At 70.3% G+C, this 24,763-nt stretch carries 24 protein-coding genes; 12 read left to right on the top strand and 12 right to left on the bottom strand.

Features of this window, described 5'->3' with window-relative positions:
- Positions 1-98 precede the first annotated feature (98 nt).
- Positions 99-3,095, bottom strand: a complete 2,997-nt coding sequence (locus BKA15_RS09645) for an AfsR/SARP family transcriptional regulator (protein WP_179750227.1) — start codon at positions 3,093-3,095, stop codon at positions 99-101.
- Between the two features lie 485 nt (positions 3,096-3,580).
- On the opposite strand from BKA15_RS09645, the gene BKA15_RS09640 reads away from it, so the two are divergent.
- A complete protein-coding gene (locus BKA15_RS09640; RefSeq protein WP_179750225.1) occupies positions 3,581-4,336 on the top strand; it encodes an SdrD B-like domain-containing protein in 756 nt (251 codons plus the stop codon).
- Between the two features lie 335 nt (positions 4,337-4,671).
- Positions 4,672-5,175 carry a hypothetical protein gene (locus BKA15_RS09635; protein WP_179750223.1) on the top strand — a complete coding sequence of 168 codons (504 nt, stop codon included), beginning with the start codon at positions 4,672-4,674 and terminating at the stop codon, positions 5,173-5,175.
- Between the two features lie 3 nt (positions 5,176-5,178).
- On the opposite strand, the gene BKA15_RS09630 is transcribed toward BKA15_RS09635, so the two are convergent.
- The 4 genes from BKA15_RS09630 to BKA15_RS09615 form a co-directional block, all read right to left on the bottom strand.
- Positions 5,179-5,967, bottom strand: coding sequence for a response regulator transcription factor (locus BKA15_RS09630; protein WP_179750221.1), 789 nt, complete (start codon positions 5,965-5,967; stop codon positions 5,179-5,181).
- Positions 5,968-6,014: 47 nt separating this feature from the next.
- Complete coding sequence (locus BKA15_RS09625) at positions 6,015-6,566, bottom strand: hypothetical protein (RefSeq protein WP_179750219.1); 552 nt, start codon at positions 6,564-6,566, stop codon at positions 6,015-6,017.
- 12 nt (positions 6,567-6,578) lie between these two features.
- A complete protein-coding gene (locus BKA15_RS09620) occupies positions 6,579-7,121 on the bottom strand; it encodes a pyruvoyl-dependent arginine decarboxylase (RefSeq protein WP_179750217.1) in 543 nt (180 codons plus the stop codon).
- Positions 7,122-7,251: 130 nt separating this feature from the next.
- A complete protein-coding gene (locus tag BKA15_RS09615; protein ID WP_179750216.1) occupies positions 7,252-10,254 on the bottom strand; it encodes an ATP-binding protein in 3,003 nt (1,000 codons plus the stop codon).
- Between the two features lie 335 nt (positions 10,255-10,589).
- Here BKA15_RS09615 and BKA15_RS09610 point away from each other — a divergent pair, with 335 nt between their 5' ends.
- Both BKA15_RS09610 and BKA15_RS09605 read left to right on the top strand, forming a co-directional pair.
- Positions 10,590-10,970 (top strand): response regulator, encoded by a 381-nt coding sequence (locus BKA15_RS09610; protein WP_179750214.1) that lies wholly within the window; start codon positions 10,590-10,592, stop codon positions 10,968-10,970.
- Positions 10,958-11,290 carry an Hpt domain-containing protein gene (locus BKA15_RS09605; protein WP_179750212.1) on the top strand — a complete coding sequence of 111 codons (333 nt, stop codon included), beginning with the start codon at positions 10,958-10,960 and terminating at the stop codon, positions 11,288-11,290. The genes BKA15_RS09610 and BKA15_RS09605 overlap by 13 nt, the downstream gene beginning before the upstream one ends.
- A 28-nt stretch (positions 11,291-11,318) precedes the next feature.
- Here BKA15_RS09605 and BKA15_RS09600 read toward each other — a convergent pair whose 3' ends face one another.
- Both BKA15_RS09600 and BKA15_RS09595 read right to left on the bottom strand, forming a co-directional pair.
- On the bottom strand, positions 11,319-11,855 hold the full coding sequence (locus BKA15_RS09600) for a SixA phosphatase family protein (protein ID WP_179750210.1): 537 nt from the start codon (positions 11,853-11,855) through the stop codon (positions 11,319-11,321).
- A gap of 84 nt (positions 11,856-11,939) precedes the next feature.
- Positions 11,940-12,731, bottom strand: a complete 792-nt coding sequence (locus BKA15_RS09595) for an RDD family protein (protein WP_179750208.1) — start codon at positions 12,729-12,731, stop codon at positions 11,940-11,942.
- Between the two features lie 58 nt (positions 12,732-12,789).
- Between BKA15_RS09595 and BKA15_RS09590 the strand changes: the two genes are divergently transcribed.
- The gene (locus tag BKA15_RS09590; protein ID WP_179750206.1) at positions 12,790-13,791 is read left to right on the top strand and encodes a stage II sporulation protein M; all 1,002 of its coding nucleotides are present in this window, start codon (positions 12,790-12,792) and stop codon (positions 13,789-13,791) included.
- Positions 13,792-13,800: 9 nt separating this feature from the next.
- On the opposite strand, the gene BKA15_RS09585 is transcribed toward BKA15_RS09590, so the two are convergent.
- The gene (locus tag BKA15_RS09585; RefSeq protein ID WP_179750204.1) at positions 13,801-14,064 is read right to left on the bottom strand and encodes a DUF3039 domain-containing protein; all 264 of its coding nucleotides are present in this window, start codon (positions 14,062-14,064) and stop codon (positions 13,801-13,803) included.
- Positions 14,065-14,145: 81 nt separating this feature from the next.
- Here BKA15_RS09585 and BKA15_RS09580 point away from each other — a divergent pair, with 81 nt between their 5' ends.
- Complete coding sequence (locus BKA15_RS09580; RefSeq protein ID WP_179750202.1) at positions 14,146-15,531, top strand: MFS transporter; 1,386 nt, start codon at positions 14,146-14,148, stop codon at positions 15,529-15,531.
- A gap of 31 nt (positions 15,532-15,562) precedes the next feature.
- A complete protein-coding gene (locus BKA15_RS09575; protein WP_179750200.1) occupies positions 15,563-17,314 on the top strand; it encodes a DEAD/DEAH box helicase in 1,752 nt (583 codons plus the stop codon).
- A gap of 17 nt (positions 17,315-17,331) precedes the next feature.
- Here the strand turns inward: BKA15_RS09575 and BKA15_RS09570 are convergent, their stop codons facing one another.
- Positions 17,332-18,558 carry a hypothetical protein gene (locus tag BKA15_RS09570; RefSeq protein ID WP_179750198.1) on the bottom strand — a complete coding sequence of 409 codons (1,227 nt, stop codon included), beginning with the start codon at positions 18,556-18,558 and terminating at the stop codon, positions 17,332-17,334.
- A gap of 66 nt (positions 18,559-18,624) precedes the next feature.
- Between BKA15_RS09570 and BKA15_RS09565 the strand changes: the two genes are divergently transcribed.
- Entirely contained in the window at positions 18,625-19,146 is a 522-nt protein-coding gene (locus BKA15_RS09565) for a mycothiol transferase (RefSeq protein WP_179750196.1), read from the top strand.
- Between the two features lie 10 nt (positions 19,147-19,156).
- On the opposite strand, the gene BKA15_RS09560 is transcribed toward BKA15_RS09565, so the two are convergent.
- The 3 genes from BKA15_RS09560 to BKA15_RS09550 form a co-directional block, all read right to left on the bottom strand.
- A complete protein-coding gene (locus BKA15_RS09560) occupies positions 19,157-20,302 on the bottom strand; it encodes a Kelch repeat-containing protein (RefSeq protein ID WP_179750194.1) in 1,146 nt (381 codons plus the stop codon).
- A 187-nt stretch (positions 20,303-20,489) separates the two neighbouring features.
- Positions 20,490-20,900 (bottom strand): hypothetical protein, encoded by a 411-nt coding sequence (locus tag BKA15_RS09555; RefSeq protein WP_179750192.1) that lies wholly within the window; start codon positions 20,898-20,900, stop codon positions 20,490-20,492.
- 88 nt (positions 20,901-20,988) lie between these two features.
- On the bottom strand, positions 20,989-21,603 hold the full coding sequence (locus BKA15_RS09550) for a 5-formyltetrahydrofolate cyclo-ligase (RefSeq protein ID WP_179750190.1): 615 nt from the start codon (positions 21,601-21,603) through the stop codon (positions 20,989-20,991).
- Positions 21,604-21,645: 42 nt separating this feature from the next.
- Between BKA15_RS09550 and glp the strand changes: the two genes are divergently transcribed.
- Genes glp through BKA15_RS09530 form a run of 4 tightly spaced genes read left to right on the top strand, consistent with a single transcriptional unit; the run spans position 21,646 to position 24,706 of the window.
- Complete coding sequence (gene glp, locus BKA15_RS09545; protein ID WP_179750189.1) at positions 21,646-22,968, top strand: molybdotransferase-like divisome protein Glp; 1,323 nt, start codon at positions 21,646-21,648, stop codon at positions 22,966-22,968.
- Positions 22,958-23,461 carry a cyclic pyranopterin monophosphate synthase MoaC gene (gene moaC, locus BKA15_RS09540; RefSeq protein ID WP_179750188.1) on the top strand — a complete coding sequence of 168 codons (504 nt, stop codon included), beginning with the start codon at positions 22,958-22,960 and terminating at the stop codon, positions 23,459-23,461. Before glp ends, moaC begins: the two co-directional genes overlap by 11 nt.
- A complete protein-coding gene (locus BKA15_RS09535) occupies positions 23,458-23,958 on the top strand; it encodes a MogA/MoaB family molybdenum cofactor biosynthesis protein (RefSeq protein ID WP_179750187.1) in 501 nt (166 codons plus the stop codon). Before moaC ends, BKA15_RS09535 begins: the two co-directional genes overlap by 4 nt.
- A complete protein-coding gene (locus tag BKA15_RS09530; protein ID WP_281385208.1) occupies positions 23,912-24,706 on the top strand; it encodes a GNAT family N-acetyltransferase in 795 nt (264 codons plus the stop codon). The genes BKA15_RS09535 and BKA15_RS09530 overlap by 47 nt, the downstream gene beginning before the upstream one ends.
- Positions 24,707-24,763 lie beyond the last annotated feature (57 nt).

The following is a 24,763-nucleotide window of genomic DNA, read 5'->3' as shown; positions in this document are numbered from 1 at the left end:
GGACTGCTCGGCACGTGGCGCACCCGCTGATTCCCCCTGGATCTCCCGCATGGGCTCAATCTGGACCGGCGTCGTACATTTCTGGCACATCCCGCCCGCTACCGAACCGCCTCGCGATCGCCCGCGGCGATGTCCTGGCCGCGCCGCTCGGCCCGCTCGGCCTCGGCCTGCAGGCCGCAGACCTGCCACTGGCGGGCCGCCCGCCGATACAGCCGGATCGCCTCGTTGCGCCGACCGGCGAGCAGGCTGACCTCGCCGAGCGACTCGAGGATGAGCGCTTGATCGTCCAGCTCACCGGCCCGCTCGGCCGAGCCGAGGGCCCGGTTCAGCTCCCGCCGGGCCGTCGCCAGGTCACCGGTCTTGGTCAGCACGATGCCGAACGTGACCCGCGTCTGGGTGGCGCAGCGGTCGTCGCTCAACGCGTCGAAGATCGCCAGCGCCTCGGTCATCGCCGCCCGCCCGGCCGGGTAGTCCTCCCGCGCGTGATGCAGCGCGGCGAGCCGGCGGAGCACGGTCGCGACGCGATGTTGATCACCGATCCGGGCCGCCAGGTCGCGGGCCCGGAGCAGCCAGGATTCGGCCTGGTCCTTGCGATCCGCGGCGATGTGGATCGCAGCCATCGCGCTCATCGCGGTCGCCTTGAGATGGTTCTCCGCGGGCGTACGGAAGCAGTCGAGCGCCGCCTTGGCGTGTTGTTCGGCGATGTCGAACCGGCGCATCATCCGGTGCGTCGTGGCCAGGCCGATCTCGGTGACGCCGACCCCGGGCAGGTGCTCCAGCTGCTGGAACAGGGCCCGGCTGCGACGGAACTTGTCCGCGGCCAGATCAAGATCAGCGCGGTACAGATCGATCTGGGCCAGGTCGCGCAGCACTGTCGCCTCACCCAGCGGATCGTCCAGGCCGTTCGAGGACGGCAGCACGGCCGTCAGCGCGTGATGCCAGAGCTGGGTGTGCCCGCGCAGGTCGAAGTACGCCGACCAGGTGCAGACCAGCCGCCAGGCCAGGTCGTCCGCCCCGTACCGCCGGGCGGTCGCGACCAGGTCGATCAGCCGGCCCTGCTCGCCGGCGAACCAGTCCTCGGCCGTCGCATCGGGCGGCGGGTCCGGGGCCTCGTCCGGCATCGGGAACGCGACTCCGAGAAACTCGAACGGCAGCGCGGCGGCGGCCTCGCGGGCTCGGACCAGCCAGCCCAGCAGCACCCGCCGTACGCCCTCGACCGTCTCGGCCCGATGCTCGGCGCCCCATTCGCGGGCGTGCCAGCGGAGCAGGTCGTGCATCCGGAACTCGGCCGTCCCGGCCTGGCCGCGGCTGACCAGCTGGAGCAGGTTCTCCTCGAGCAGGTTGTCCGCGGTACGGGAGGAGCCGCTGGCCAGTTCGACCACCCAGCCCGGGAACTCGGTCGCCTCCAGCGCTCCGAGCACCCGGTACGCGGTCGCGTCGGCCGGACCGAGCGAGCGGGCGCTGAGGTCGGCGCTGGACCGGAACGCGGTCTCGCCCAGGGTGAGCTCGTTCAGTGCCTGGTCGGGGTCGGAGAGCCGGCGCACCAGCTCGGCGACGCTGAGGTCTGGTCGCCGGCTGAGCCGGGCCGCCGCGATCCGCAGTGCCAACGGGTGCCGGCCGCAGGCGGCGGCCAGCCGGCGCCGGTCGGCCGCGTCCCGACCGGGGGCGATCTCCTCGATCAGCGCCTCCGCCTCTGCCGGCTCCAGTTCGCCGAGTTCGAGCGACCGGATGCCGGCGATCTCGGTGAGCCGGCGCCGGCTGGTCAGCAGGGTCACCGTGTCCCCGGTGCCGGGCAGCAGCTCCTCGACCTGGCTCGCCGTACCGACGTCGTCGATGATCAACAACACTCGGCGGCTGGCCAGCTCGGACCGGAGCAGGGCGGCGGCCCGGTCCAGGCGTTCCGGCACCGTCTGCACCCCGAGTGCGGTGAGCGCCTCCGCCACCGCGTAGGTGGGGTCGACGTGGCGGTCGCCGTGCAGGCTCAGAAAGATCTGGCCGTCCAGGAACGAGTCGCGGACCAGATGCCCGATCCGGATCGCGAGCGCGGTCTTGCCGATGCCCGGCGGGCCGGAGATCGCGACGACCAGCGGCCGGTCCGCGGTCCGGGTCCGCAGCGACTCGACCAGTTCCGCCAGGTGCACCTCGCGGCCGGTGAAGTCCGCCACGTCCATCGGCAGCTGGGTCGGCACCTCGCGCCGGAACGGCGGATCGCCGGTGTCGCTGCGGTCGGAGACCGGCGGTTCCGCGGCGCGGTCCGGCTTCGCCGGCTCGTCCGGCTGACGGCGGGGGACCGGGGTCAGCGTGCGCCGGGCCGGCATGGCCCGGGCCTCGGCCGCCAGCGCGGCGAAGTCCGGCCCCGGCGCCACGCCGAGCTCCTCGGCGAACAGCTTCTCGCCCTCGTCGGCGGCCTGCCGGGCGAAGGCGGGCTGGTCGGCGGCCAGGAAGCAGCGCAGCAAGAGGCACCAGAGGTCTTCGTTGTACGGGTCCCGGTCCAGCGCCTCCCGGACCAGCTGAGCCGCGCGCCGCGGATCGCCGTGCTCGATCTGCAGCCCGATCGCGTCGTCCAGCATCTCGGCCCGGGCCAGGTCCCAACGGGTCAGCTGCGGCTGCCAGGCCAGGCACACCGGTACGTCCTCGAGCAGTGATCCCCGCCACAGATCCAGCGCCGTGTCCAGCAGCACCAGGGCACTGGCGTAGTCGCCGACCGTGGTCAGATGCCGGACCTCGGACCGCATCGCCTCGACCCGCGAGGTGTCGACGTCGTCGGTGCCCACCATCAGCGCGTACCCGCCGGGCCGGGTCTCGATGGTGGCGCTGACCCCGCGCTCCTGCAGCGTGGTGCGCAGCTTGCGGATGTAGCTGCGCAGGTTGGCGCCGGCCGAGCCAGGCGGTTCGCCGTCCCACAGGCTGTCCGCCATGTGGTCGGTGGAGACGAACCGGTTGGCGTGCAGCAGCAGCAGACCGAGAAGTTGGCGCGGCTTCGTACCCGGAATGAAGCGCGCTGCTGCCTCACCGGTGATCAGCATCGGTCCCAGGATCTGGAAGATCACGCCGTATCGGTCCTTGGTCGGGTTCCGGACTCCTGAGTCCGGCATGCACATTGTGCCCCGGAAGGGGCGAAACGGCGGGAGAATACCCGGCCATATCGCATGCCGAAGGCCGGATGTACGACGGATGTACGCCTGCCTGGAATGGTTCAACACGGCAGCCGCAACGGACCCGATGCTGGGGGCTCCTCGGGATCCGGGCGGCGCCGAAGTGAAGGAGGAACGGCCGAGCCGGTCCTCGCAAGACTTCCGCGGTCGGGGAATGCGGGCCCCGACCGCGGTATTTTTGTCCCGCCCACTGTTGTTTTCGTGCGGTCCTAAATTCTACGGGCGCGTTGACATCCCCGTGACCCCAACCTACGGTGGGGTCTGATCAACCGGCATGCGGGGACGATGCCAGCTGGATCACTCGGGGAGGTGGCTTTGCCACGCCCCGGGCCGACGCGACAGGACGGGGTATGAACCAGGCGCTCTCAGGCGGCAACGCCCGCCTCGCGCTGACGCGAACCCTCCGGCGAGGCTCACTCGCAGTGTTGGCCTCCACCATCCTCTGCTGCGGCGCGACGGCACTGCCGGCCGCCGCCGATCCAGGCGGCGCGGCCGTGATCAAGGGTTACGTGTACGCCGACGCCGGCAACGACGGTTATTTCGACGTCAACGACACTCCGCTCGCCGGAGTCGCGGTCACCCTGGAATCGGGCGGCGTCAAGGTCGCCACGATGACCACGGACGAGTCCGGCCTGTTCGCCTTCGAGGGGCTCGCGTCGGGAACGTACCGACTGCTGGAGCACCAGCCGAAGGCCTACCGCGACGGCGTCGAGGTGGCCGGCAACGGCGCTGTCCTGGTCGACAACGACACCATCGAGGTCGTCGTCGCCGAGGACGAGGTCTCCAGCGGCAACCTGTTCGCCGAGGTGCCAGCCGAGCCCGGCGTGACCAATCCCGACTTCCCGGTCGCGGTCTCGGGCCAGCCGCTGGTCTTCGACCCGCTGGCCAACGACGGCGTCCTGGACGCCGATTCCGGCTTCGATCCGGCCTCGGTACGGCTGCTCGACCCGATGACCGGCCTGCCGGTGTCGGAGTTGATCGTGCCCGGGCAGGCGAGCTATCGGGTGATCGAGGACGGCCGGGTCGAGGTGCTGCCGGCACCCGGGTTCGTCGGCTGGGTGGCCGAGGTCGGCTACGAGGCGAAGACGTTCGACGGCCGGCACTCGACGTCGGTGATCGGCCTCGAGATACGCCAGCGGCTGACGTCGGGCCCCAGCGGACGGCAGCCCGGACCCTCCTGAGCGGCCGAACCGGTTCACCGGTTCTTGATCGAATCTTGAGACGCCACTGAGCCAAAACGTGTCGGCCACTGAATCCTCTGGTCCAAGATGATTCGTGTCGGGCCGGGTGTGGCCGGCGTCGTAGACCCGCAGCTATGACGTGCCTGTTGCCGCCCCGGCCTGACCATGTCTATCAAGGTCGGATGCCTGATCTTCACGGTCAGCGGTTCAGCGAGGGAGAAGGTGTCCCAGACCCCATCGTCACCGCACCGAGCCGGCCGTCACGAACGCGCCGGACTTCAGGACACGACGGGACCATGGCCAGCCGAAAACTACGGGCGACAGGCGATCCGACCATGAGCAGCGTTCCGGAGCCCGAGGTCACCGGGCCCTACGCACCGCCGGCCGTTCCGGCAGCCAAGCCGCGGCGCGCCAGCCAGGACCGCGCCGCCGAGGTGGCCGCCGTGCCGGGTCCCTCGAAGCCGCGCCGGGCCAAGGCCGATGCCGGTTCCGGACCGGCCCTGCTCGAGTTGACCGCCGAGGTCGGCGGCGACACGGCCGTCGTGTGGCAGTTCGTCAGCGACTATCTCGATCTGCTGGAGCACCGGGTCACGGCGGTGACCTCTGCGGTCTCCGCCGGCAACGCCGAACGGGCCGAGGTCGCCCTGCTCAGCTTGGAGAGCACCAGCCTGATGGTGGGTGCCGACGCGATCGTCCGCGCGGTCCGGCCGATCCGGGCCGCCGTCAACGGAGTCGACTTCGGTGCCGCGCGGTCGAAGCTGCCGGCGCTGCGCCGGGCCCAGTCGACCGACCGGGGCCGGTTGGAACGGGCTCGGGCCGCGCACGACTCCGAACATTGATCGCTACGACTGCGGCTGCCGGGTCGCCAGGCGGTAGCCGACGCCGCGCACGGTCTCGATGAACCGTGGGGCGTTGACCGGGTCGTTGAGCTTGCGCCGGACATTGGCCAGATGCACCTCGACGGCGCGGCGGTCGGATTCGCTGACGTAACCGCCGGTGCTGTGGTCGCCGCGCAGTTCCAGGGACAGCGTGTCCTTCGAGACCACCCTGCGCTTGCCGTTCATGATCGCCTGCAGCAGATCGAACTCGCTCCGGGTCAACGTCACCGGCGAGCCGTCCAGCTCGCACAGCCGCATCTCCGGATGGATCCGCAGACCGTTGTGACTCAGCCAGCCGTCGCCGTCACCGGACGCCGTGGCCGGTTCCGCGGCGCCGGGCTCGCCGGCCGGGCGTTCCCCGGGCCCGGTCCCGTCACCGGCGTAGAGGTTGCGGCGCCGCATCATCGCCTCGACCCGGGCCCGCAGTTCGCGCGGCCGGAACGGCTTGGTCAGGTAGTCGTCCGCTCCCGCATCCAGCCCCATCAACGTGTCCACCTCTTCGGTGCGGGCGGACAGGATGATGATGTAGGTGTCGCTGAAGTGCCGGATCTGGCGCGCGACCTCGAAGCCGTCGATGCCGGGCAGGCTGATGTCCAGGGTCGTCAGAATCGGCTGATGGTCCCGTACCGCAGCGACGCCGTCCGCTCCCTCCGACACGGCATGCGTCGTGAATCCCGCCTGGGCAAGGATGGCCTCCAGCAGGTTTCTGATGTCGGCGTCGTCCTCGATGATCACCGCCACGCGATCTGGCATGGCGGTAGCGTACCTAACCGGTTCAGGTCAGGTGCGGCGGCTGACCGTCAGCCCTGGTCGAGGTCGGCGAGAAAGTACGTCTGCTCGTCGATGACCTCGACCTCGGCACGTGCCCGTCGCTTGATGAAGCGGGCCAGATTGTCGGCATAGTTCATCTCGTCCCGGTGGTACGCACTGACGTCGTACCCACAGATTCCGCGAGCCTCGACGATCGTGGCGATCGCCGAGGAGATCATCGCGACATAGGCACCGGACTGTCGTCGGCCCGGCGCCGTCAAGGTGATCCCGAGGTAGAAGATCGCGTTCCGCGCGGCGTGTTCGGGGAACCTGGCCGTGAAGTACTGCGGACTGATCCAGGGCACCGTCTCGAGGTGCCGGGTCAGCGTGCTCAACCCGATCACCTCGTCCCCGTCCCAGGCGAGGTACTTGTCGACCCGAGGATCCGTCATCTCGGCCCGGAATTCCTCGGCGGTCAGCACCTGCCGGGCCGCCGAGCGGGTCAGCAGCGGTTCGAACGCGACTTGGTACAACGCCCAGAACTGATCGACGGTCGCGTCCGATAGCTCGGTCTCGACGGTCACTCGGACGGAATCGGCCATCTCATGCCTCCGCTACGGCTGTGTCAGGGTCTGGATGGAGTAGCTCGCGACGACGATGGCGCAGACCGGGTGGTCGACGCAACGTGCGGAACTCAACATCCGTCCCTGATGCGGGAAGTCACCGACGCGGTTTCGAGTGAGGTCGGCGAGGCTCGCCCGCAGATCGCGCTCGACCAGTGCTTGGGAGATGCCGCTGTGCTCGACGAAGACGCCGGAGCCGGAGAGTTGGTTCTCCGTCTCGTCGCCCGGCGCGGGCTCGACTTCCGCCCGCTGCGCCCAGGCGACTCCGGCCCAGGCCTCCTCGCCGGGTGTGCTGGCGTAGGAGTCCGCGTACACGCAGTAGAGCACGTCCCCGATCCGACCCTGCAGCTGTTCGGAGCCCTGGACCTCGCGGATGACTCCCCTCGGCGGAATCACCGAGGAGAGCCGAACTAAGTTGAAGTCGGCGACGCCGGCGTCGCGTAACGCCGCGTCGAAAGCGGAGAGTCGAGTCAAGCCAATCCCCCGGCCGGCGCTGACTCGGATCTCGAGCGCGCCGACATTGCCCTGCGTCATGTCGTCCCTTCGCGGTTCCGCACGGCCGGATGCTTTCCCTGGCGCAGCACAGCCTGTGAGTGTGCGGTGTTTTCCGGCCACATTCTCCCTTAGACAGTCGTCAAGTACCGCATCGGGAGATCATGATTGGTCATGGATTTGTGGTCGTCACATCAAGCGCCCGGCGCGGGCGCGGTGCCTCCACCTCCTCACCGTCGTCCCGGTCCAGGTCGGAGGGGTCCATCGGCGCCGCCCTGGCGGGCGTACCACTGCCGGCGTCCAGCAACTCGATGACGGAATCCTCGAGTTGCTGCGCCGAAACCGGCACCGTGGTCAGGAAGACGGCTCGGCCGCCGGGCAAGGCGGCGTGGCCGTTGAGTTCGCCTTCGGCCGTGCCGTAGCCGACGACCGAGAGGCCCTGGGCACCTCGCTGCCGCAGCACGGTCAGCAGGTCGCCGCCTGCCCCGTCCCGCAGCTTGAGGTCGATCACGACGACCGACGGGCTGCCGCGCTCGAAGTAGCCGAGCCCGTCCGAGACCGACGGTGCTTGGTGCACCGTCAGCCCACGCCGCTCCAGCAGACTGGTGACGTTCGATGCCAGGTCGTCGTCGTCCTCGACGACCAGCACCGTGTTCTCCGCCGGCTTGTCGGCCAGCACGCTCCGGACGGTGTGGGCCAGCCGTTCCTCGTCGATCGGCTTCACCAGCCAGCCCGCCACCTTCGCGGCGATCTCCGGGCTGCCGGTCGGGCTCAGTCCGGAGACGACGACGACCGGCAGCCTGCGGGTTGCGCTGTGCCGGCCGAGCGCCGCGATCACGTCCGCGCCGGACGTCCCCGGCATCGCCAGGTCGAGGACGACGACGTCCGGAGGGTCGGTCAGGGCGCGCTCGATCGCCGCCTGCCCGTCGGTGACACCGACGGCGTGATAGCCGCGGGCCTCCAGCAGTCGGCACATCACCTCGACCGCGTAGTCGTCGTCGTCGCAGACCAGAACGGTCGGGTGGTCCTCCTGGCCTGCGGGGACCGACCGCTCGGCCCGGGGCAGCGTGAAGGTGAAGATGGTGCCGCGATCGGGGTCGCTGCGGGCCCAGATCCGGCCGCCGAGCCGCTCGACGATGCTGCGGCTGATCGCCAGGCCCAGGCCGCTGCCGCCCTTCTCCCGGGAGTCGGACGAGTCGACCTGCTCGAACCGGTTGAAGATGGAGTCCAGCTTGTCCGGCGGGATCCCGCGGCCGTGGTCGGTGATGCTGAACTCGACGAACCCGCCCCGTGGCACGGCGGCGATCAGCACCTCGTCGCCGGCCTTGGAGAACTTCACCGCGTTGCTGATCAGGTTGATCAGGGCCTGCAGCACCCGGTCGGCATCGGCGACGACGATCCCGTCGGCGCGGCCGATCCGGAGCCGGACCTCGGCATCGGCGGCGACCAGGTCGACCTGGCGAATGGCGGAGGCGATCAGCTCGGGGGCCCGGTGCTCGCCGATCTCCATCGGGATGGTGCCGGACTCGAACCGCTCGATGTCCAGGATGTCGTTGATCAGCCGGGTCAGCCGTTCACAGCTCTGCTGGGCGATGGTGATCAGTTGGTCGGCCCGCTCCGGCAGGTCACCGAGCGCGCCGCCGGCCAGGAGCCCGAGGGATCCGCGGATCGAGGTCAGCGGGGTCCGCAGTTCGTGGCTCACCATCGAGACGAACTCGTTCTTGATCCGGTCGACCTCGCGGCGCTGGGTGATGTCGCGGAACACGACGACGGCGCCGCGGGTGGACGCGGACTGGCCGTTCTGGGTGGCGCCGCCGATGGTCAGCGGGGTCGCGGTCACCTCGACCGGGATGTGGCGGCCGTCGGCCCGGACGTAGGTGTCCTCCTCCGCCATGGCGGCGAAGCCGTCCCGCACCGCCTCGGTGACGTAGCACTGGCTCTCCGACGTCCGGGTGCCGTCGGGATGGGGCGCATGAAAGGTACGGTGAGCGCTGCGGCCGATCAGCTCGGCCGGCGGATAACCGAGCACCCTGGCGGCCGCCGGGTTGAGGAAGGTGATCCGCCCGCTGGTGTCCACGCCGTAGATGCCGTCACCCACCGACTTCAGCAGCAGTTCGCTCTGCTCGGTCAGCCGACGCAGGTCCCGGGTCCGTTCCGCGACCCGCCGTTCCAGGTCTCGACGGAGGGCGTGGTTGTCGATGATCAACAGAATCTGTCGCGCGGCGACAGCGACCAGGACGATCAGCCACAGCGCATTGGTCGCCGGATTGATCGCGCCGAGCTGCCCGACGAATGCGGCGGCGATGAAGATCGTGAACATGATCACCGTGCCGGCGACCGGGGACGCTTCGCGCGGCGACTGGTGCGACGTCGGCTGTGCCGCGGCCGGATGCCTGGCGGCGAGAGCAATTAGCGCGTAACCGCCGATCCAGCCAAGATCAACCCACGATCCGAAGCTGAAGGTGCCCTGCGCGGTGAGCAGTGCGAAGGTGAGGTCCGACGCCGCGTACAACGCGAAGCCGAAGCCGACCAGCACCAGGGACGGCCGGTCGGTCCCGCTGCTCCGCATGATCAACAACACGGCAAGGGTCGCCACGATCACGTCGCCGACGGACACGACGAGCAGGCCGACTTCGTTGGGTTCCGAGAGCGACGCCGTGCTGAGCAGCGGCGGGTAGATCATGACCGCGGTGAAGAAGAGGATCGAGCCACCGACGACGACTCCGTCGAGCATCATCCTCGCGAGGTCGGTGCCGCGCCGCCTGGAGGGCGGGAAGCTGATCATGGCCAGAATCCCGAACACCAGGCCGATCGCGAGTCCGATGTTGCCGATCGCGGTGGTGGTCCTCGTGCTGTTGAACGATTCGATCAACTCGTACAGGTTGGCCGCAGCGCAGATCACTCCAGCCAGGGCGAGCATCAGCCAGGCGCGGGACCGTCGTTCCGACAGGCTGCGGATGCGTTGACCGGCACTCAGGCCGACGATCAGGCCCCCCGCCGTGAGGAGAAGATGGGCGCTGAACACCTTGGTCGACTCGGGCAGCGGGCTGGTGAGCACGGCAAGCTCGGCGAGCAGACAGGCGGCGGCCAGAACGCACCAAGCGGTGAACCGCCGGAAAGCTCGGGTGCGGGACTGCCGGGAGTTCGATCCGGGGTCCCCAGCCGACTCCGTCATGCAGAGGACGCTATCACCGGAAGCTGCCTGGCACCCGTGTGTATCAGCCTCGGCAGACGCTCTCCAGGGCCGGTGTGGACAGGGCAGACCGGGCCCCGGCCAGGCACATCCGGATTCATAACGCTACGATGACGACCGACTGTTGAATCTGCGGGCAGGTCAATTCGGTCGTGCTTCCCGGGGCTGGGGAAGCGGGGCCGCCGGGGTTGGCGCGTGCTCGCGTATCGGCTCCCCGGCAGTAGGGCGACTGAACGGGGCGGTTGGAGGTGGACCTGGTGACTGAGGCGGATTATACGGGCAGGTCTGCGTACTGGCGTCCCCGTGAAGGCTGATCGATGACGGACCGTCACATTCTGGTCGTCGACGACGACAGCTCGATTCGTGAGGTCGCCCACCTTGCGCTCGAGCTCGTCGGCGGCTGGAAGGTCACCACGGCAAGCTCAGGTACGGAAGGTTGGCAGCTTGCCGTCGCCGAGCGTCCGGACGCGATCCTGCTCGACGTCATGATGCCGGGCATGGACGGGCCGACCGCCCTGCGCCAGCTCCGCGAGCACGAGGAGACCCGCGAGCTTCCGGTCATCTTTCTCACCGCGAAACTCGGCGGATTCGATAACCGGTTCCCCGGCGACGGTCAACCGGCCGGGGTGATCTCCAAGCCCTTCGACCCGATGACGCTCGCCGATGAGGTCGCGGCGTTACTGGGATGGGCGCGATGACCGACTCCGATCGCCCGTCGCCATCGCCCGAAGCGGTGTTCGACTCGATCAGCGCTCAGGCGCAGGAGACCAATCGGATTCGTGTGGAGGCTTTGGCCGAGGTGATTCTCCGGTCCGACCCGACCGGCCTCAGCGAGGACGACCGGCGCCAAGCCAAGGATCTGGCCCACCAGATCGCCGGGTCGGCGGGCACGTTCGGGTTCGATCTCGCCTCCGAGGTGGCGCGGCAGGTGGAGCAGTTGCTCCTGCGCGAGCCCGACTCCGCACAGCTCGCCGAACTCGAACAGCAGGTCGTCGAACTGCGCTCAGCGCTGGCCTGAACCCAGCCCGGATCGCGGCTCGACGAGCTCAGTCGGAGCCGCGGGGGACGACGAAGTCGGAGAGTTCGGCGGTGCCGGGGTCGACGTCGGCCCAGTCGTGGTCGCTGTGCAGGATGGCCAGGCCGCTGGTCGGGAACTTCGCCTCCAGGCGGGTCCAGGCCTTCTTCTTGCCGCGCCGGCCGGCGAGCAGGCGGACCAGGTCGGGGATGCCGGGGGAGTGGCCGATCAGCAGGACGGTCTCGGCGTCCTCGGGCAGCCGGCGGACGAGCTTCACCAGCGCGCCGGACCAGGCCTCGTAGATCCGGTCGTCGTAGCGGACGTCCCGCGCGACGGCGCCGCCGGCGACGGCCCGTTCCCAGGTCTGCCGGGCTCGGGTCGCGGTCGAGCTGATCACGACGTCAGGCTTGTAGCCGTTGCCGGTCAGGAACTCGCCGATGGCGACACCGTCCCGCCGTCCGCGACCGGACAGCGGCCGGTCGTGGTCGTCGACATCGAGGCCCCATTTGGACTTCGCATGCCGGGCCAGCAGCAGGGTGCGCCGAGGCGGGTCGTTCGGCGAGGTCATGATTCGAGATTAGGTGCGAAAAGCGAGCCGAAGGTTACGTGGAGACATCCGGCAGGTAGCCGATGGCTCAGCGTACGCGCAGCATCATCGCCAGCCATCCGGCAGTTCGGCGGCGGTCGGGACCCAGCCGCCCTCGGCCAGCCGGCGCTGTTCGCGGTCCCGCCGCTCGGCGATCACGGCGGCCAGGAAGTCCCGGGCCGGCAGCGCGACCGGCGGTGCCGGGGCGGTCCGGGCGGCCACCTGGCGGGCGAGTTCCTGGGCCAACTGCTCCTTCGGGTACGGAAGCAGGCCGTCATGCCGCTGCACCAGCTGCCGGGACGCCGTGACCAGCTCGTCGGACAACCCGCTCAATTGCAGCTGCGAGGTCCAGCCGGTCAACTCGGCCGGCACCGGCGGGATCGGCTGCGGCCGTCGCGGCGACCGGACCCGGACCATCAGGGTGCCGGCGGCAAGATCGCCGATCCGTTTCGACTGCGGGTGGATCGAGGCGCAGATCAGGCCGCCGCAGAAGCCGGTCCAGGGCGCGAAGTCGGCGAACCAGAACCCCATCCCGCGCAGCAGCGCCTGCCGGAACCGGATCGCGCCGCCGTCGTCGCGGACCACCCGCAGCCCGAGCGCCCAGCTGCCGAGGGTACGGCCGCGGGTCGCGGTCTCGCTGGCGATCGGGTAGCCGAAGCCGAACACGATCGCGCCGATCATGGTCATCGTCTGCTCGCGATACTCGTACCCGCCGGCGACGACGGAGATCACGTACCCGAACAAGGACGTGGCCAGCGAGATCACCGCGAGGTCGACGACGGCGGCGAGCAGCATGCTCGGGACCCGGGCGGGGCGCAGGTCGAGGACGACCGCGTCTCCGGTCACGATCTGGCTCACCCGGTCAGTCTGGCACGGCCGGGGCGCGGCGACACGGGTCGCCAATAGGCTGACCGGCATGGACCTGGACTCCTACATCGTGCGGCACAGCCCGCAGTGGGACCGGCTGACCGAGCTGACCGAGCGTCCCGGCCGGCTGACCGGGGCGGAGGCCGACGAGCTGGTCGATCTGTACCAGCGGGTGTCGACCCACCTCTCGGTGGTCCGCAGTACGGCCTCGGACGCGGTCCTGGAAGCCAGGCTGTCGGCGCTGGTGGCTCGCGCGCGGGCCGTCGTGACCGGGACGACGACGCCGTTGTGGCGCTCCATCGGACGCTTCTTCACGACGGTCTTCCCGGCGGCCGTCTACCGGGCCCGCTGGTGGTGGGGGATCACCGCGGTGATCAACGTGATCATCGCGACCGTCGTCGCCTGGCGAGTGATCAACGTCCCCGGGCTCGGCGAGTCGCTGCTCGGCGACGAGCAGGCCAGGCAGCTCGTCGAATACGATTTCGCCCAGTACTACTTCGAGAATCCGGCGTTCGACTTCTTCCTGCACGTCTGGGTCAACAACGCCCGGGTGGCGGCGAGCTGCCTGCTGCTCGGGATCTTGATCGTTCCGGTGTTGATCTTGCTCTGGAGCAACATCTTCAACGTCGGCGCGATCGCCGGTTACATGATCGACGCGGGCCGGTCCGACATCTTCTGGGGATTGCTGCTGCCGCACGGGATGCTCGAGCTGACCGTGGTCTTCGTCGCGGCCGGTGCCGGGCTGCGGCTCGGCTGGTGCTGGATCGCGCCGGGTCGCCGGAGCCGGGCCCAAGCGCTCGCCGAGGAAGGCCGGGCGGCCGGCGCGATCGCGCTCGGGCTCGCCGTGTGGCTGTTGATCTCCGGCCTGCTGGAGGGGTTCATCACACCGTCGACGCTGCCGCCGTGGGCCCGGCTGGCGATCGGCGGGCTGGCGCTCGCGGCCTTCCTCACGTACGTCTTCACGCTCGGCCGCTGGGCGGCGAACGCGGGCGAGACCGGCGACGTCGGCGGCGAGGAACTCATCGCCGAGGTGCCGGCCGAAGTGCCCTGACCGGCCGGCTCAGTCGTTGCCGGCCGGGACGTCGTCCTTGAGGCTCTCCCAGATCTCCTTGCACTCCGGGCAGACCGGGAACCGCTGCGGGTCGCGACTCGGCACCCAGACCTTGCCGCAGAGGGCCACCACCGGGGTACCCATGACCATCGCCTCGGTCAGCTTGTCCTTCGGTACGTAATGCGAGAAGCGTTCGTGATCGCCTTCGTCGGGCCGGAAGTCGGTCCGTTCATCGACGATCGTCTCCGCTCCGGGACTCAGTTGCTGGCTCACTCGGGTCAGTCTAGTGACCTGTTCACCAAGTCCGGATAACCCGATTGACCTCAACCCGGGTCGAGGTGATGGGGTGTCCGGGTGAATCCTCCGGTGTCTCGCCGCGCCCTGGCCATCGGGCTGTGCACGGTGGTGGTGGCCGTGGCGTTCGAGTCGATCGCGGTCGCGACGGCGATGCCGGTGGCGGCGCAGGACCTGAACGGGCTCGCGGTCTATGCCTGGGCCTTCTCCTTGTTCTTGATCGGGATGTTGCTGGCGACGGTCGTGGCGGGCCGGCTGTGCGATCGGGTCGGTCCGGTGCGGCCGTTCCTGGCCGGCGTGGCGATCTTCGCCGCCGGCCTGGTCGTGGCGGCGACCGCGGAGACCATGGCGCAGCTGATCGGGGCCCGGCTGGTGCAGGGCCTCGGCGGTGGCGTGATGAACGTCGCAACGTTCGTCTGCATCGCCCAAGCCTTCGACGAGCGGTCCCGGCCGCGGATGTTCTCCTACATCTCGACCGCCTGGGTGGTGCCGTCCTTCGTCGGTCCGCCGGTCTCGGCCTGGCTGACCCACCAGCTGAGTTGGCACTGGGTGTTCTGGAGTGTGCTGCCGCTGGTCGGCCTCGGTACGGCCTTCGTGCTGCCCTCGCTGGTTCGGCTGCACCGGTCGCGCAGCGCCGAACCGAGCCCCGAGCCTGGCGCAGGGCCGGAGGAGCGCCGGCCGGCACCGCTCTGGGCGGCCGTCGTGGTCGCGGCGTCTGCGGCGGCGATCCAGCTGGCCGGGCAGCGGCTCGACCTGGTCGCGATCGGGCTGGCCGTCGCCGGCCTGGCCGGGCTCGCGATCGCGCTGCCGCCGCTGATGCCGCCTGGCTTCCTCCGGCTGCGCCGCGGGCTGCCGATGGTGATCATGAGCCGGGCCCTGCTGCCCGGCGCGTTCTTCGGCGCCGAGGTCTTCGTACCGCTGATGCTGGTGGAGCAGCGGGGCATCCCGCTGATCCTGGCCGGCGCGGTGCTGACCTGCGGCGCCGTCGGCTGGACCACCGGCGCCTGGATCCAGTCCCGGGACCGGATCGAGCTGCCGCGGTCCCGGCTGATCCTGGCCGGCACCGTCTGCGTCGCCGCCGGGCTGGTGCTGGTGGCGGCGACCGCGCTGCTGCCGTGGCTCTGGGTCGGCCTGGTCGCGGTCGGCTGGGTGATCGGCGGGTTCGGCATGGGCCTCGGCATCGCGTCCACCTCGATCGCGGCGATGTCGCTCGCCCCGGACGACCAGCAGGGCCGGATCGCCTCGTCGCTGCAGTTGGGCGACTCGCTGGGCGCGGCCCTGTTCGCCGGGGTGAGCGGGTCGATCTTCGCCGCGTTGCGCGGCTCCGGCGACCACGTGCTGACGTTCGGTGCGGTGATGACGGCCATGGTGGTGGTCGGCCTGCTCGGTGTCGGCGCGGCCGCGCGCATTCCCCAGGGCGCGCGACACCCGGCGTCCGGTCGCTGAGGCGTCACCGGGAGTCACTACAATCTCGCCAGTGACTGCCGGACAACCCGATATCAAGACCACTGGTCTTCCACCGGCGTTCCCGGATCGGGCGGCATGGGGCACGGCGACCAAGCTGCGGGCCTGGCAGGCGGCGGCGCTGACGCAGTATTTTGAGACCCATCCCAAGGATTTCCTGGCCACAGCCACGCCGGGCGCCGGCAAGACGTCGTTCGCGCTCACCCTGGCCGCGAACCTGCTGGACCGGCGGATCATCGATCGGATCATCATCGTCGCGCCGACCGAGCACCTGAAGACGCAGTGGGCCGAGGCCGCGCACAAGATCAACATCGGGATCGACCCGAACTTCGGGGTCAAGCAGGGCAAGACCAGCCGCGACTTCGCCGGCATCGCGCTCACCTACGCCGGGGTGGCCCAGAACACGCTCGGCCTGCGGATCCGTACCGAGGGCTTCAAGACGTTGGTGATCTTGGACGAGGTGCACCACGCCGGCGACGCACTGAGCTGGGGCGAGGCGGTACGGGAAGCGTTCGAACCGGCCACCCGGCGGCTGATGCTGACCGGGACCCCGTTCCGGTCCGACGCCAACCCGATCCCGTTCGTCACCTACGAGCCGGAGCCCGGCGGCGGCATGCGGTCCAAGCCCGACTATTCCTACGGGTACGGGCAGGCGCTGGCCGACTCGATCGTCCGGCCGGTGCTCTTCCTGGCGTACTCCGGCGACCTGCACTGGCGGACCAGCGCAGGCGACGAGGTCGCGGCCCGGCTCGGCGAGCCGATGACCCGGGACCTGGCCGGCCAGGCGCTGCGGACGGCCCTCGACCCGCAGGGCGCCTGGATCCCGGCCGTGCTCAAGGCCGCCGACACCCGGCTCACCGAGGTCCGCGGCCACGTGCCGGACGCCGGCGGGCTGGTGATCGCGACCGACCAGAACTCGGCCCGGGCCTACGCCGACCTGCTGCACGCGATCACCAAGCGCAAGCCGACCCTGGTCCTCAGCGACGACCCGCAGGCCAGCAAGAAGATCACCAAGTTCGCCGAGAGTGACGACCGCTGGATGGTCGCGGTGCGGATGGTGTCGGAGGGCGTGGACGTGCCGCGGCTCGCGGTCGGGGTGTACGCGACGTCCACCGCGACGCCGCTCTTCTTCGCCCAGGCCGTCGGCCGGTTCGTCCGGGCCCGGGCGCGCGGCGAGACCGCGTCGGTGTTCCTGCCCAGCGTGCCCAACCTGCTCGGCTTCGCCGCCGAGCTGGAACGGGAACGTGATCACGTTCTGAAGGCGCCGTCGACCCCGGACGAGGCGCAGCTGCTGGCCGACGCCGAGCGGACCGAGACCGAGCCGGACGGCGACGACGAGGAGCGCGGCGGGTTCGCGGCGCTGGAGAGCAACGCCGACTTCGACCGGGTCGTCTTCGACGGCGCCGACTTCGGGCTGGCCGCGCAGGTCGGCAGCGACGAGGAGCAGGACTATCTCGGGCTGCCCGGGCTGCTCGAACCCGATCAGGTACGCGAGCTGCTGCGCCGCAGGCAGGCCGAGCAGGTGGCCCGTGGGCCGCGCGTGGTCGCGCCGGAACAGAGCGCGCACGCCCGGCTGCGGGAGTTGCGCAAGGAACTGAACGGGCTGGTCGCCGCCTGGCACCACCGGACCAACCGGCCGCACGGCGTGATCCACACCGAGCTGCGCAACGCCTGCGGCGGTCCGCCCAGCGCGATCGCCAGCGCGGACGAGCTGCAGCAGCGGATCGACCTGATCCGGGAGTGGGCGATCACCGGCCGGAGTTGATCATCCGCCGAAGTTGATCAAGGCTGCGGCCAGCCGAAGATCGGCGCCAGCACGAAGCTGTAGAGCAGGTAGCCGATCACGACCACGCCGAAGAACACGGCCGTGCCCCAGCCGCCGCGGCGGAGCCGACGACCGCTTGCGGCGACGGCGTTGGTGGCCCCCACCGGCCGGCCCGTCCCGTCGTTGGCGAACACCGGGTCATGATCATCAGGCCGGGACGTCTCGAGACCCACCCGGTCGTCGGTGTAGCGCTCGGTCCGCCGGACGGTCCGGGTGATCACGGTCTCGACGAGCTCCTGCAGCCAGTCGTAGGTACGCGGGTCGAGCAGGTCGAACCGGTTGCCGTACACGAACATCGTGTCGTCGATGATCTCCACGTCGAACGTTCCGAGCCGGTCGACGAACAGCGCCATCAGGTCCGGCGCGAAGATGTAGAAGGCGTCCCGGCCGTAGTCGCTCGGCGCGTAGAGGGTGAACTTGTCGTCGAACTCGCCGCCGAGCGAGAGCCGCTGGTCCCTTGCCAGACCGACGGGAAGGTTGGAGGTCCGGATCCCGAACACGCTCCGGTTGTCGTTGTCCTTGGCGTCCAGCAGCAGATGCGGCAAGCGCCGGTCGAGCGTGATCGCGACGTAGCCCCAGTGGCACACCTGGGTGCTCCGCTCGTGCCGGATCGTGTACCGGTAGTTGCCGATCTCGATCCGCCGGCCGGTGGTCGTGGTCAGTCGTCGTTCGGCTACTCGTTCGCTGCCCGTACCGAAGATCAGGCCGGGGTAGCTGAGCGGGTCGTCGTGACCGTAGCGGAGGCCGTTCGCACCGGCGAACCGGACCAGCCGGAACGCGGCCTCCCACCACCAGCGCGGCGTGATCAGCGACAAGATCATCCGAATCAGTGCGACGGCGGCGGCGAGCACGCCGAGCAAGATCAACGCGACGAACGCGATGATCACCAGGTTGAGCGGGAACGGTGCCTCCAGGGTGAACCGGCCGACCGTCTCGATCAGCGACCAGCCGCCCGTGATCAGCACGAAGCCGAGCCCGGCGAGGGGGATCACCACCGGTACGAGTTGTCCGATCAGGTCGCTCACCCCGGGCCGGCGCAGGCCGGTGGTCATCCGCCGCCAGGGCAGGTCCTTCGCCTTCGACTCGGCGACGAACGCGGCCAGTTCGCTCCGGTCGATCGGCTCGGTCAGGGCCGTCCGGTCGGGCACGCTGTACGGCAGGTACTCCTGCGTCGATTCGGTCACGGCCATCTCCGTCGGTGCGCGTCGTCGCCGACATTGTCACCCATCGGGCGGCACTACAGTCGGACTATGGAAGATCTCGAGCTCACCAGGGCACAACTCGTTGATCATTTCGGCCGGGTCCGGGAACTCGTCACCGGTCTCACCGACGGGCTGAGCGAGCAGGTCGCGACGCACCGGATCGATCCGGAGGCCAACACGATCGGCTGGCTGCTCTGGCATCAGACCCGGGTCCACGATGATCATGTGGCGGACCTGGCCGGCACCGAGCAGGTGTGGCCGCGGTGGCGGGACCGGTTCGGCCTCCCGTTCGACCCGGATGCGACCGGTTATGCGCAGAGCAGCGCCGATGTCGCGGCGGTACGGGTGCCGGCCGAGCTGCTGGCCGGCTACGACGAGGAGGTGCACGCCGCGACCGCCGACTACTTGGACCGGCTCACCGCGGACGAACTCGGCCGCGTGGTGGACACCCACTGGGATCCCCCGGTCACGGCCGCGGTGCGCCTGGTCAGCGTGATCGGCGACTGCCTGCAGCACCTCGGCCAGGCCGCCCTGATCCGCGGCTCCGCGGAGCGCGCCGGGCTGTCCTGAGCGTTGCGGCTCAAGTGAGCCGGAGCAGGCGACCGTCCGCGAAGTTGATCTTGTGGTCGCTGCCACCCCAGGCCAGGATCGTGCCCACGCCGCCGATCACGGTCGCCCCGACCCGATCGATCATGGGCGACTCCGGGATCCGGGTCCAGTGCCGGCTCACGGGCTCCAACAGGTGCCCGCCGACCGTGATCAGGCCGTCCACCGTGAGCAGGGCGCCGCCGAGGCCGTCGCCGGCCGGCGGGTCGGGCAGCGCGGTCCAGCCACCGGTCGCCGGGTCGAGGATGCCGCCGTAGGGATAGTGACGTCCCCAGTTGTTGACCTTGCCGCCGTCCGCCGACCCGGTCATCGGCCACACCACCCGATCGCCGACCCGCAGCGCGCCGCCGCCGATCAGCTCCGTGTCGGGACCGAGAGCCCACCTGTCGGAGCTCGGGTCCCAGGTGGCCAGCCGGACCAGTGACGGTCGTTCCGAGCCGGGGGAATCGACCAGGTCCATCGCCGTCAGCAGCAGCCGGTCGCCCAGCCAGACCCCGGCCCGATCGAAGCTCGGACCGAGCGGGTCGTCCGGCAACCGGACCCAACGGCCCGCCTCCGGATCGAAGCGGTGATCCGCGACCGCGCCCCGCTCGTCCGATCCGCCGATCGCGATCAGGCCGGTTGGCTCGACGCCGACCAGGCCGACCTCGGTCACCGGCGGCAGCGGCAGCGTCGACCAGGCGCCCGGTCCGGCGTCATACGCGAGCATGGCATCGGGGCTGTCCGGTTGCCCGTTGTTCAAGGTCAGAACGTAAAGTCGATCCCCGACGACGGCCGTGCGGTACGGGTTCGAGATCGGCGTAGGCGCGTCCGGCAGTCGCTCCCAGCGGCCGGTCGCCGGGTCGAACGCGGCTCCGTCGCGCAGCGCGGGCACTTTGGGCGGCTGACAGTTGGCACCGGGCGGGCAGGGCAGCGTCGACTGTCCGCCGGTGATCACGAACCGCCCGGCCAGCCAGCCGCCGACCGCGTCGTAGCGCGGCTCCAGTGGCGGGTCCGGTATCGGGACCCACTCACCGATCGGGGTCGGTTTGCGGCCGGGCTCGACCGCGACCGGCCGGGCACAACCGGGGAGCAGGGCCGCACCGAGCAGCGCCGCGCCGAACTGGCGCCGAGTCACCATGGTTCATTGTGCGGCCGATCGTCGCCGGTGTCCGAAGAACTCCAGCAGGGAACATCGGGCCAGGCCGGTTCATGATCACCGCGCCCGACGATCCTCGGTGTCGTTATTTCTCCACGGACCACGCGCCCTGCGCGATTGCCACGTGGAAACACTCGAACCGTGGAGAAAAAGCGACACCGGCCAGCCGCTAGGGGCGACCGATCTCGAAGCGGAACTCGGCAGGGTAGGGCCCGTCGGCCTTGATCGTCGCGGTGCCGGACCGGGTGTCGGCAGGGATCCGAACCACGGTCTTGAAGCCCAGGTCGGGCCCTCCGGGCGTGTGCCGCCCGAGATTTCGCGTTTGACCGCCTGGAAGGGTCAAGGTCAGCTCCACGTCCGGGAGCGGTACCAGCGGATCGTTGCCGCCGGTGTCGTTGCAGGTGCTGGTGTACCAATGCCCGTAGACCTCGAGGGTCGACCCGGGCCGGACGGTCGGCGGCGGATCGCCGTAGCGGCCGCCGGGTGGCTGGGCGTCGAGATACGGGCCGACGCACGAATGCGCGACGCCCTGACCGCCGAGTCCCTGACACGCGACGAGGAGCGGGATCAGGACGATCAACCAGCAGGCGCGCCTCATGATCGGATTGTCGCTGAGCGACGGCGCGGAGCCGCGGAAATCGCCAGACGGCAATGCGATCGTGACGGACTCAGCAGTCGATCACGCGGGTCTGGGTGATGATCCGGCGGACCGGGCGGTCCCACTCCTGGGCCGGCAACTCGTTCAGCAGCTCGTCGTCGTTGATCAAGGTCCAGACCTCGGCGTCGTCGGGGAGCTCGGCGAGCGCCTGGTCGTACCAGCCGGCCCCTCGGCCGAGCCGCTGACCGGCCGGGTCGGCCGCCAGGGCGGGGCAGATGATCACTTCCGCTTCCCGTACCGCCTCCGGGCCGAGCACCTCGCCGGTCGGTTCGAGGATCGACTTGCGGCCGGTACGCAGCGCGTCCGGGCCGGTGTACCAGGCCCAGGCCGGACCCGGCAGCAGTCCGCCGTCGCCGTCGGTGAGCACCGGGAGCAGGACCTCGACCCCCTGTGCGGCCAGCCAGGCGACCAGTTGCAGGGTGCCCGGCTCGGTGTCCGACGACAGGTAGCAGGCCAGCTTGTCCAGCGGCCCGCGGTCCAGCAGCGTCCGCTGGATCAGGCCGAAGCGGGCCTCGTCGTTGGCGCGTCGCTCCTCGTCGGACCGGGTGTCCCGGCGCAGCAGGACGGCGTTGCGCAGTACGGCCTTCGCGCCGTTGAGCGCCTCGACATCACCAGCCTGGGGCATCGCGCCAGTCTATGCAGGGACACCACCACTAGTGTGTCGTGCATGCCTTTGTTCGGTCGGAAGAGGAAGGACGAACCGGAGTTCGTCGCCGAGCCACCGGCCCCGCTCGCCGAACCGCCCCAGGTCGACGAGAACGGGTTGCGGTCGATGGCGGACCACCGTGACTACCTGCTCAGCCAAGTCGAGGAACTGCCGCCGTTCGGGCAGCAGCTGCTGGATGCGGTCGGGCTCAGTCTGTGCGAGGACATCGTCACCACGATCAGCCTGCCCGGCTTCGACAATTCCGCGATGGACGGCTACGCGGTGATGGCCGAGGACGTCGCCGCCGCGTCCGAGGATCGGCCGGTGACGCTGCCGGTGGTCGGCGAGGTCGCCGCCGGACAGGCCGCCCAGCACCCGCTGTCGCCGGGCACCGCGATGAAGATCATGACCGGCGCGCCGCTGCCCGAGCAGGCCGACGCCGTCGTTCCGTACGAGAACACCGATCGCGGGGCCGACGACGTCCGGGTGTTCGAGCCGTCCGACCGCGGCCGGCACATCCGGCGGACCGGCGAGGACGTCTCCGCCGGCGAACTCGTGCTGGCGGCCGGCGACCGGCTGGACGCCCGCCGGATCGGGCTGCTCGCTGCGATCGGCAAGGACAAGGTGCTGGTACGGCCTCGGCCGCGGGTCGTCGTGCTGGCCACCGGCTCGGAACTGGTCGACCCGGGCCTGGACCTGCCCAGCGAGCAGCACATCTACGACTCCAACTCGTTCCTGCTCGCCGCCGCCGCGAAGGCCGCCGGCGCGCAGGTGTTCCGGGTCGGGCTGGTCGGCGACGATCCGGACCAGGTCCGGCAGGTGATCTCGGACCAGCTGATCCGGGCCGACCTGCTGCTCACCTCGGGCGGGGTGAGCCAGGGTGATCATGACGTGGTCAAGCAGGTGATGCCGGAGCTCGGCTCCTGCGATTTCGCGGCTGTCGCGATGCAGCCCGGCAAGCCGCAGGGCTTCGGCCTGATCGGCGACGACCGGACGCCGATGATCATGGTCCCGGGCAACCCGGTCAGTGCCTTCGTGTCGTTCGAGACGTTCGTCCGGCCGGTGATCCGCAAGCTGATGGGCGTGACGCCGTACACCCGGCCGGTGTTGCGCTGCCGCGCCGCCAAGGCGATCCATGGCAGCTTCGGCCGGATGAACTTCGCCCGGGGTGTGGTCAGTGTCGACGCCGACGGTGGCTACCAGGTGGAGCTGGCCGGCGGGCACGGCTCGCATCTGATCGGCGACCTGTCCCGGGCGAACGCGCTGGTGATCATTCCGCGGGAGGTCGAGGAGATCCCGGCCGGTCACGAGGTCGACGTCTGGTTGCTCGACGATGACCAGTGAACCGCCGCCGACCGGGCTGACCCACCTGAACGCGTCCGGCGAGGCCCGGATGGTGGACGTGTCGGACAAGCCGGTGACCGCGCGGTCCGCTACCGCAGCCGGGCTGGTCCGGCTCAGCCCGACGGCCGTCGCCACGCTGCGGGACGGCATGGTGCCGAAGGGCGATGCGCTCGCGGTGGCCCGGATCGCCGGAATCCAAGGCGCCAAAAGAACTCCGGACCTGATCCCGCTCTGTCATCCGCTGGCGATCAGCGGCGTCGACGTGGACTGCGCGGTCGTCGACGAGGGCGTACGGATCACGGCGACGGTCCGCACCACGGACCGGACCGGGGTCGAGATGGAGGCGCTCACCGCCGTCGCGGTCGCGGGGCTGACCATGATCGACATGATCAAGGCGATCGACCGGGACGCCATGATCACCGAGGTCGCGGTGCTGGCCAAGGAAGGCGGCCGCAGCGGCAGGTACGTCCGGGCGGAGCCGGACCAGCCATGACGACGGAGGTGCCGACGGCGGCGGTGATCACCGTGTCCACGCGGGCCGCCGCCGGCGTGTACGAGGACCGGTCGGGACCCGTGATCATGGCTGCGCTCCGCGAACTGGGCTTCGAGGTCGCGGGGCCGTACCTGGTGCCGGACGGGGATCCGGTCGGGGCGATGCTGCGCGACCTGCTGGACGGCGCGCCGCTCGACGTGGTGATCACCACCGGCGGCACCGGGCTCAGCCCAACCGACCGGACGCCGGAACAGACCCGGCCGCTGCTCACCGCGGAACTCCCGCACCTCGCCGCCGCGATCGCCCGCTACGGCGTCGATCACGGCGTCCCGTCCGCCGTGCTGAGCCGCGGCCTGGCCGGCGTCGCGGACCGTACCATGATCATCAATTTGCCGGGATCCAGCGGCGGGGCGCGGGACGGAATGGCTGTCCTGAAGGAGGTGCTGCCGCATGCCGTCAGCCAACTACGGGGTACCGACCACGGCGGGTCCGGCTGAGATGCCCGGCGGCACGGGTGCGTCCGGCGACCAGGACGGTGGACCCGAGACCGGATCGCCGGGCCCGGCGCTGGAGTGGCCCCAGCCGGCCGGCCCCTCCATCCTGCAGCGGCACCGCTGGCCGGTGTCGCTGAGCCACGGCCCGGTGCTGCTGCGGCCGATGCGGCTGCGCGACCAGGCCGCCTGGGACCGGGTCCGCCGGGCCAACCAGGCCTGGCTGAAGCCGTGGGACGCGACCCGGCCGCCGGGCGCGGAGGACCGGCCGACCTCGTACGGGGCGCTGGTCCGGATGCTGCAGCGGCAGGCCCGGCAGGGCCGGATGCTGCCCTGGTTCGTCTGCTACGACTTCTCGGCCGAACGGGTCGCGGAGGGACGGCGGCCGACCGGCGGCCCGCAGCTCGCCGGGCAGCTGACCGTGAGCGGCATCGTCGGCGGTTCCGCGTCGTGCGGCCAGATCGGCTACTGGATCGATCAGCGGCTGGCCGGCCGGGGCATCATCCCGACCGCAGTGGCGCTGGCCACCGACTACTGCTTCTCGGTGATGCGGCTGCACCGGATCGAGATCGCGATCCGGCCGGAGAACGAACGCAGCCTGCGGGTGGTGCAGAAACTGGGGTTCCGGCCGGAGGGTCTGCGGCCGCGTTATCTCCACATCGACGGGGATTGGCGTGATCATCTCGTGTTCGCGCTGAACGCAGAGGAGGTGCCGGAGGGCATGCTCAACCGCTGGCTGGCCAGCCGGAAATGATCTTGATCACGTACCCCTCCGGGACGATACTTCGCGACACACCGACCCAGGTCGGAC

Source organism: Microlunatus parietis (genome assembly GCF_013407955.1).
Classification (GTDB): Bacteria; Actinomycetota; Actinomycetes; order Propionibacteriales; family Propionibacteriaceae; genus Microlunatus; species Microlunatus parietis.
Note: the sequence above shows the minus strand (reverse complement) of the source record. Positions and strands in the feature narration are given on the sequence as shown.

Excerpts from the sequence above, each read along its gene's own strand:
- BKA15_RS09645 (WP_179750227.1), bottom strand. The coding sequence starts at position 3,095 with ATGCCGGACTCAGGAGTCCGGAACCCGACCAAGGACCGATACGGCGTG.
- BKA15_RS09600 (WP_179750210.1), bottom strand. The coding sequence starts at position 11,855 with ATGACCTCGCCGAACGACCCGCCTCGGCGCACCCTGCTGCTGGCCCGG.
- moaC (WP_179750188.1), top strand. The coding sequence starts at position 22,958 with ATGACCAGTGAACCGCCGCCGACCGGGCTGACCCACCTGAACGCGTCC.
- glp (WP_179750189.1), top strand. The coding sequence starts at position 21,646 with ATGCCTTTGTTCGGTCGGAAGAGGAAGGACGAACCGGAGTTCGTCGCC.
- BKA15_RS09565 (WP_179750196.1), top strand. The coding sequence starts at position 18,625 with ATGGAAGATCTCGAGCTCACCAGGGCACAACTCGTTGATCATTTCGGC.
- BKA15_RS09615 (WP_179750216.1), bottom strand. The coding sequence starts at position 10,254 with ATGACGGAGTCGGCTGGGGACCCCGGATCGAACTCCCGGCAGTCCCGC.
- BKA15_RS09590 (WP_179750206.1), top strand. The coding sequence starts at position 12,790 with ATGGACCTGGACTCCTACATCGTGCGGCACAGCCCGCAGTGGGACCGG.
- BKA15_RS09635 (WP_179750223.1), top strand. The coding sequence starts at position 4,672 with ATGAGCAGCGTTCCGGAGCCCGAGGTCACCGGGCCCTACGCACCGCCG.
- BKA15_RS09535 (WP_179750187.1), top strand. The coding sequence starts at position 23,458 with ATGACGACGGAGGTGCCGACGGCGGCGGTGATCACCGTGTCCACGCGG.
- BKA15_RS09625 (WP_179750219.1), bottom strand. The coding sequence starts at position 6,566 with ATGGCCGATTCCGTCCGAGTGACCGTCGAGACCGAGCTATCGGACGCG.
- BKA15_RS09530 (WP_281385208.1), top strand. The coding sequence starts at position 23,912 with ATGCCGTCAGCCAACTACGGGGTACCGACCACGGCGGGTCCGGCTGAG.
- BKA15_RS09610 (WP_179750214.1), top strand. The coding sequence starts at position 10,590 with ATGACGGACCGTCACATTCTGGTCGTCGACGACGACAGCTCGATTCGT.
- BKA15_RS09605 (WP_179750212.1), top strand. The coding sequence starts at position 10,958 with ATGGGCGCGATGACCGACTCCGATCGCCCGTCGCCATCGCCCGAAGCG.
- BKA15_RS09630 (WP_179750221.1), bottom strand. The coding sequence starts at position 5,967 with ATGCCAGATCGCGTGGCGGTGATCATCGAGGACGACGCCGACATCAGA.
- BKA15_RS09550 (WP_179750190.1), bottom strand. The coding sequence starts at position 21,603 with ATGCCCCAGGCTGGTGATGTCGAGGCGCTCAACGGCGCGAAGGCCGTA.
- BKA15_RS09560 (WP_179750194.1), bottom strand. The coding sequence starts at position 20,302 with ATGGTGACTCGGCGCCAGTTCGGCGCGGCGCTGCTCGGTGCGGCCCTG.
- BKA15_RS09620 (WP_179750217.1), bottom strand. The coding sequence starts at position 7,121 with ATGACGCAGGGCAATGTCGGCGCGCTCGAGATCCGAGTCAGCGCCGGC.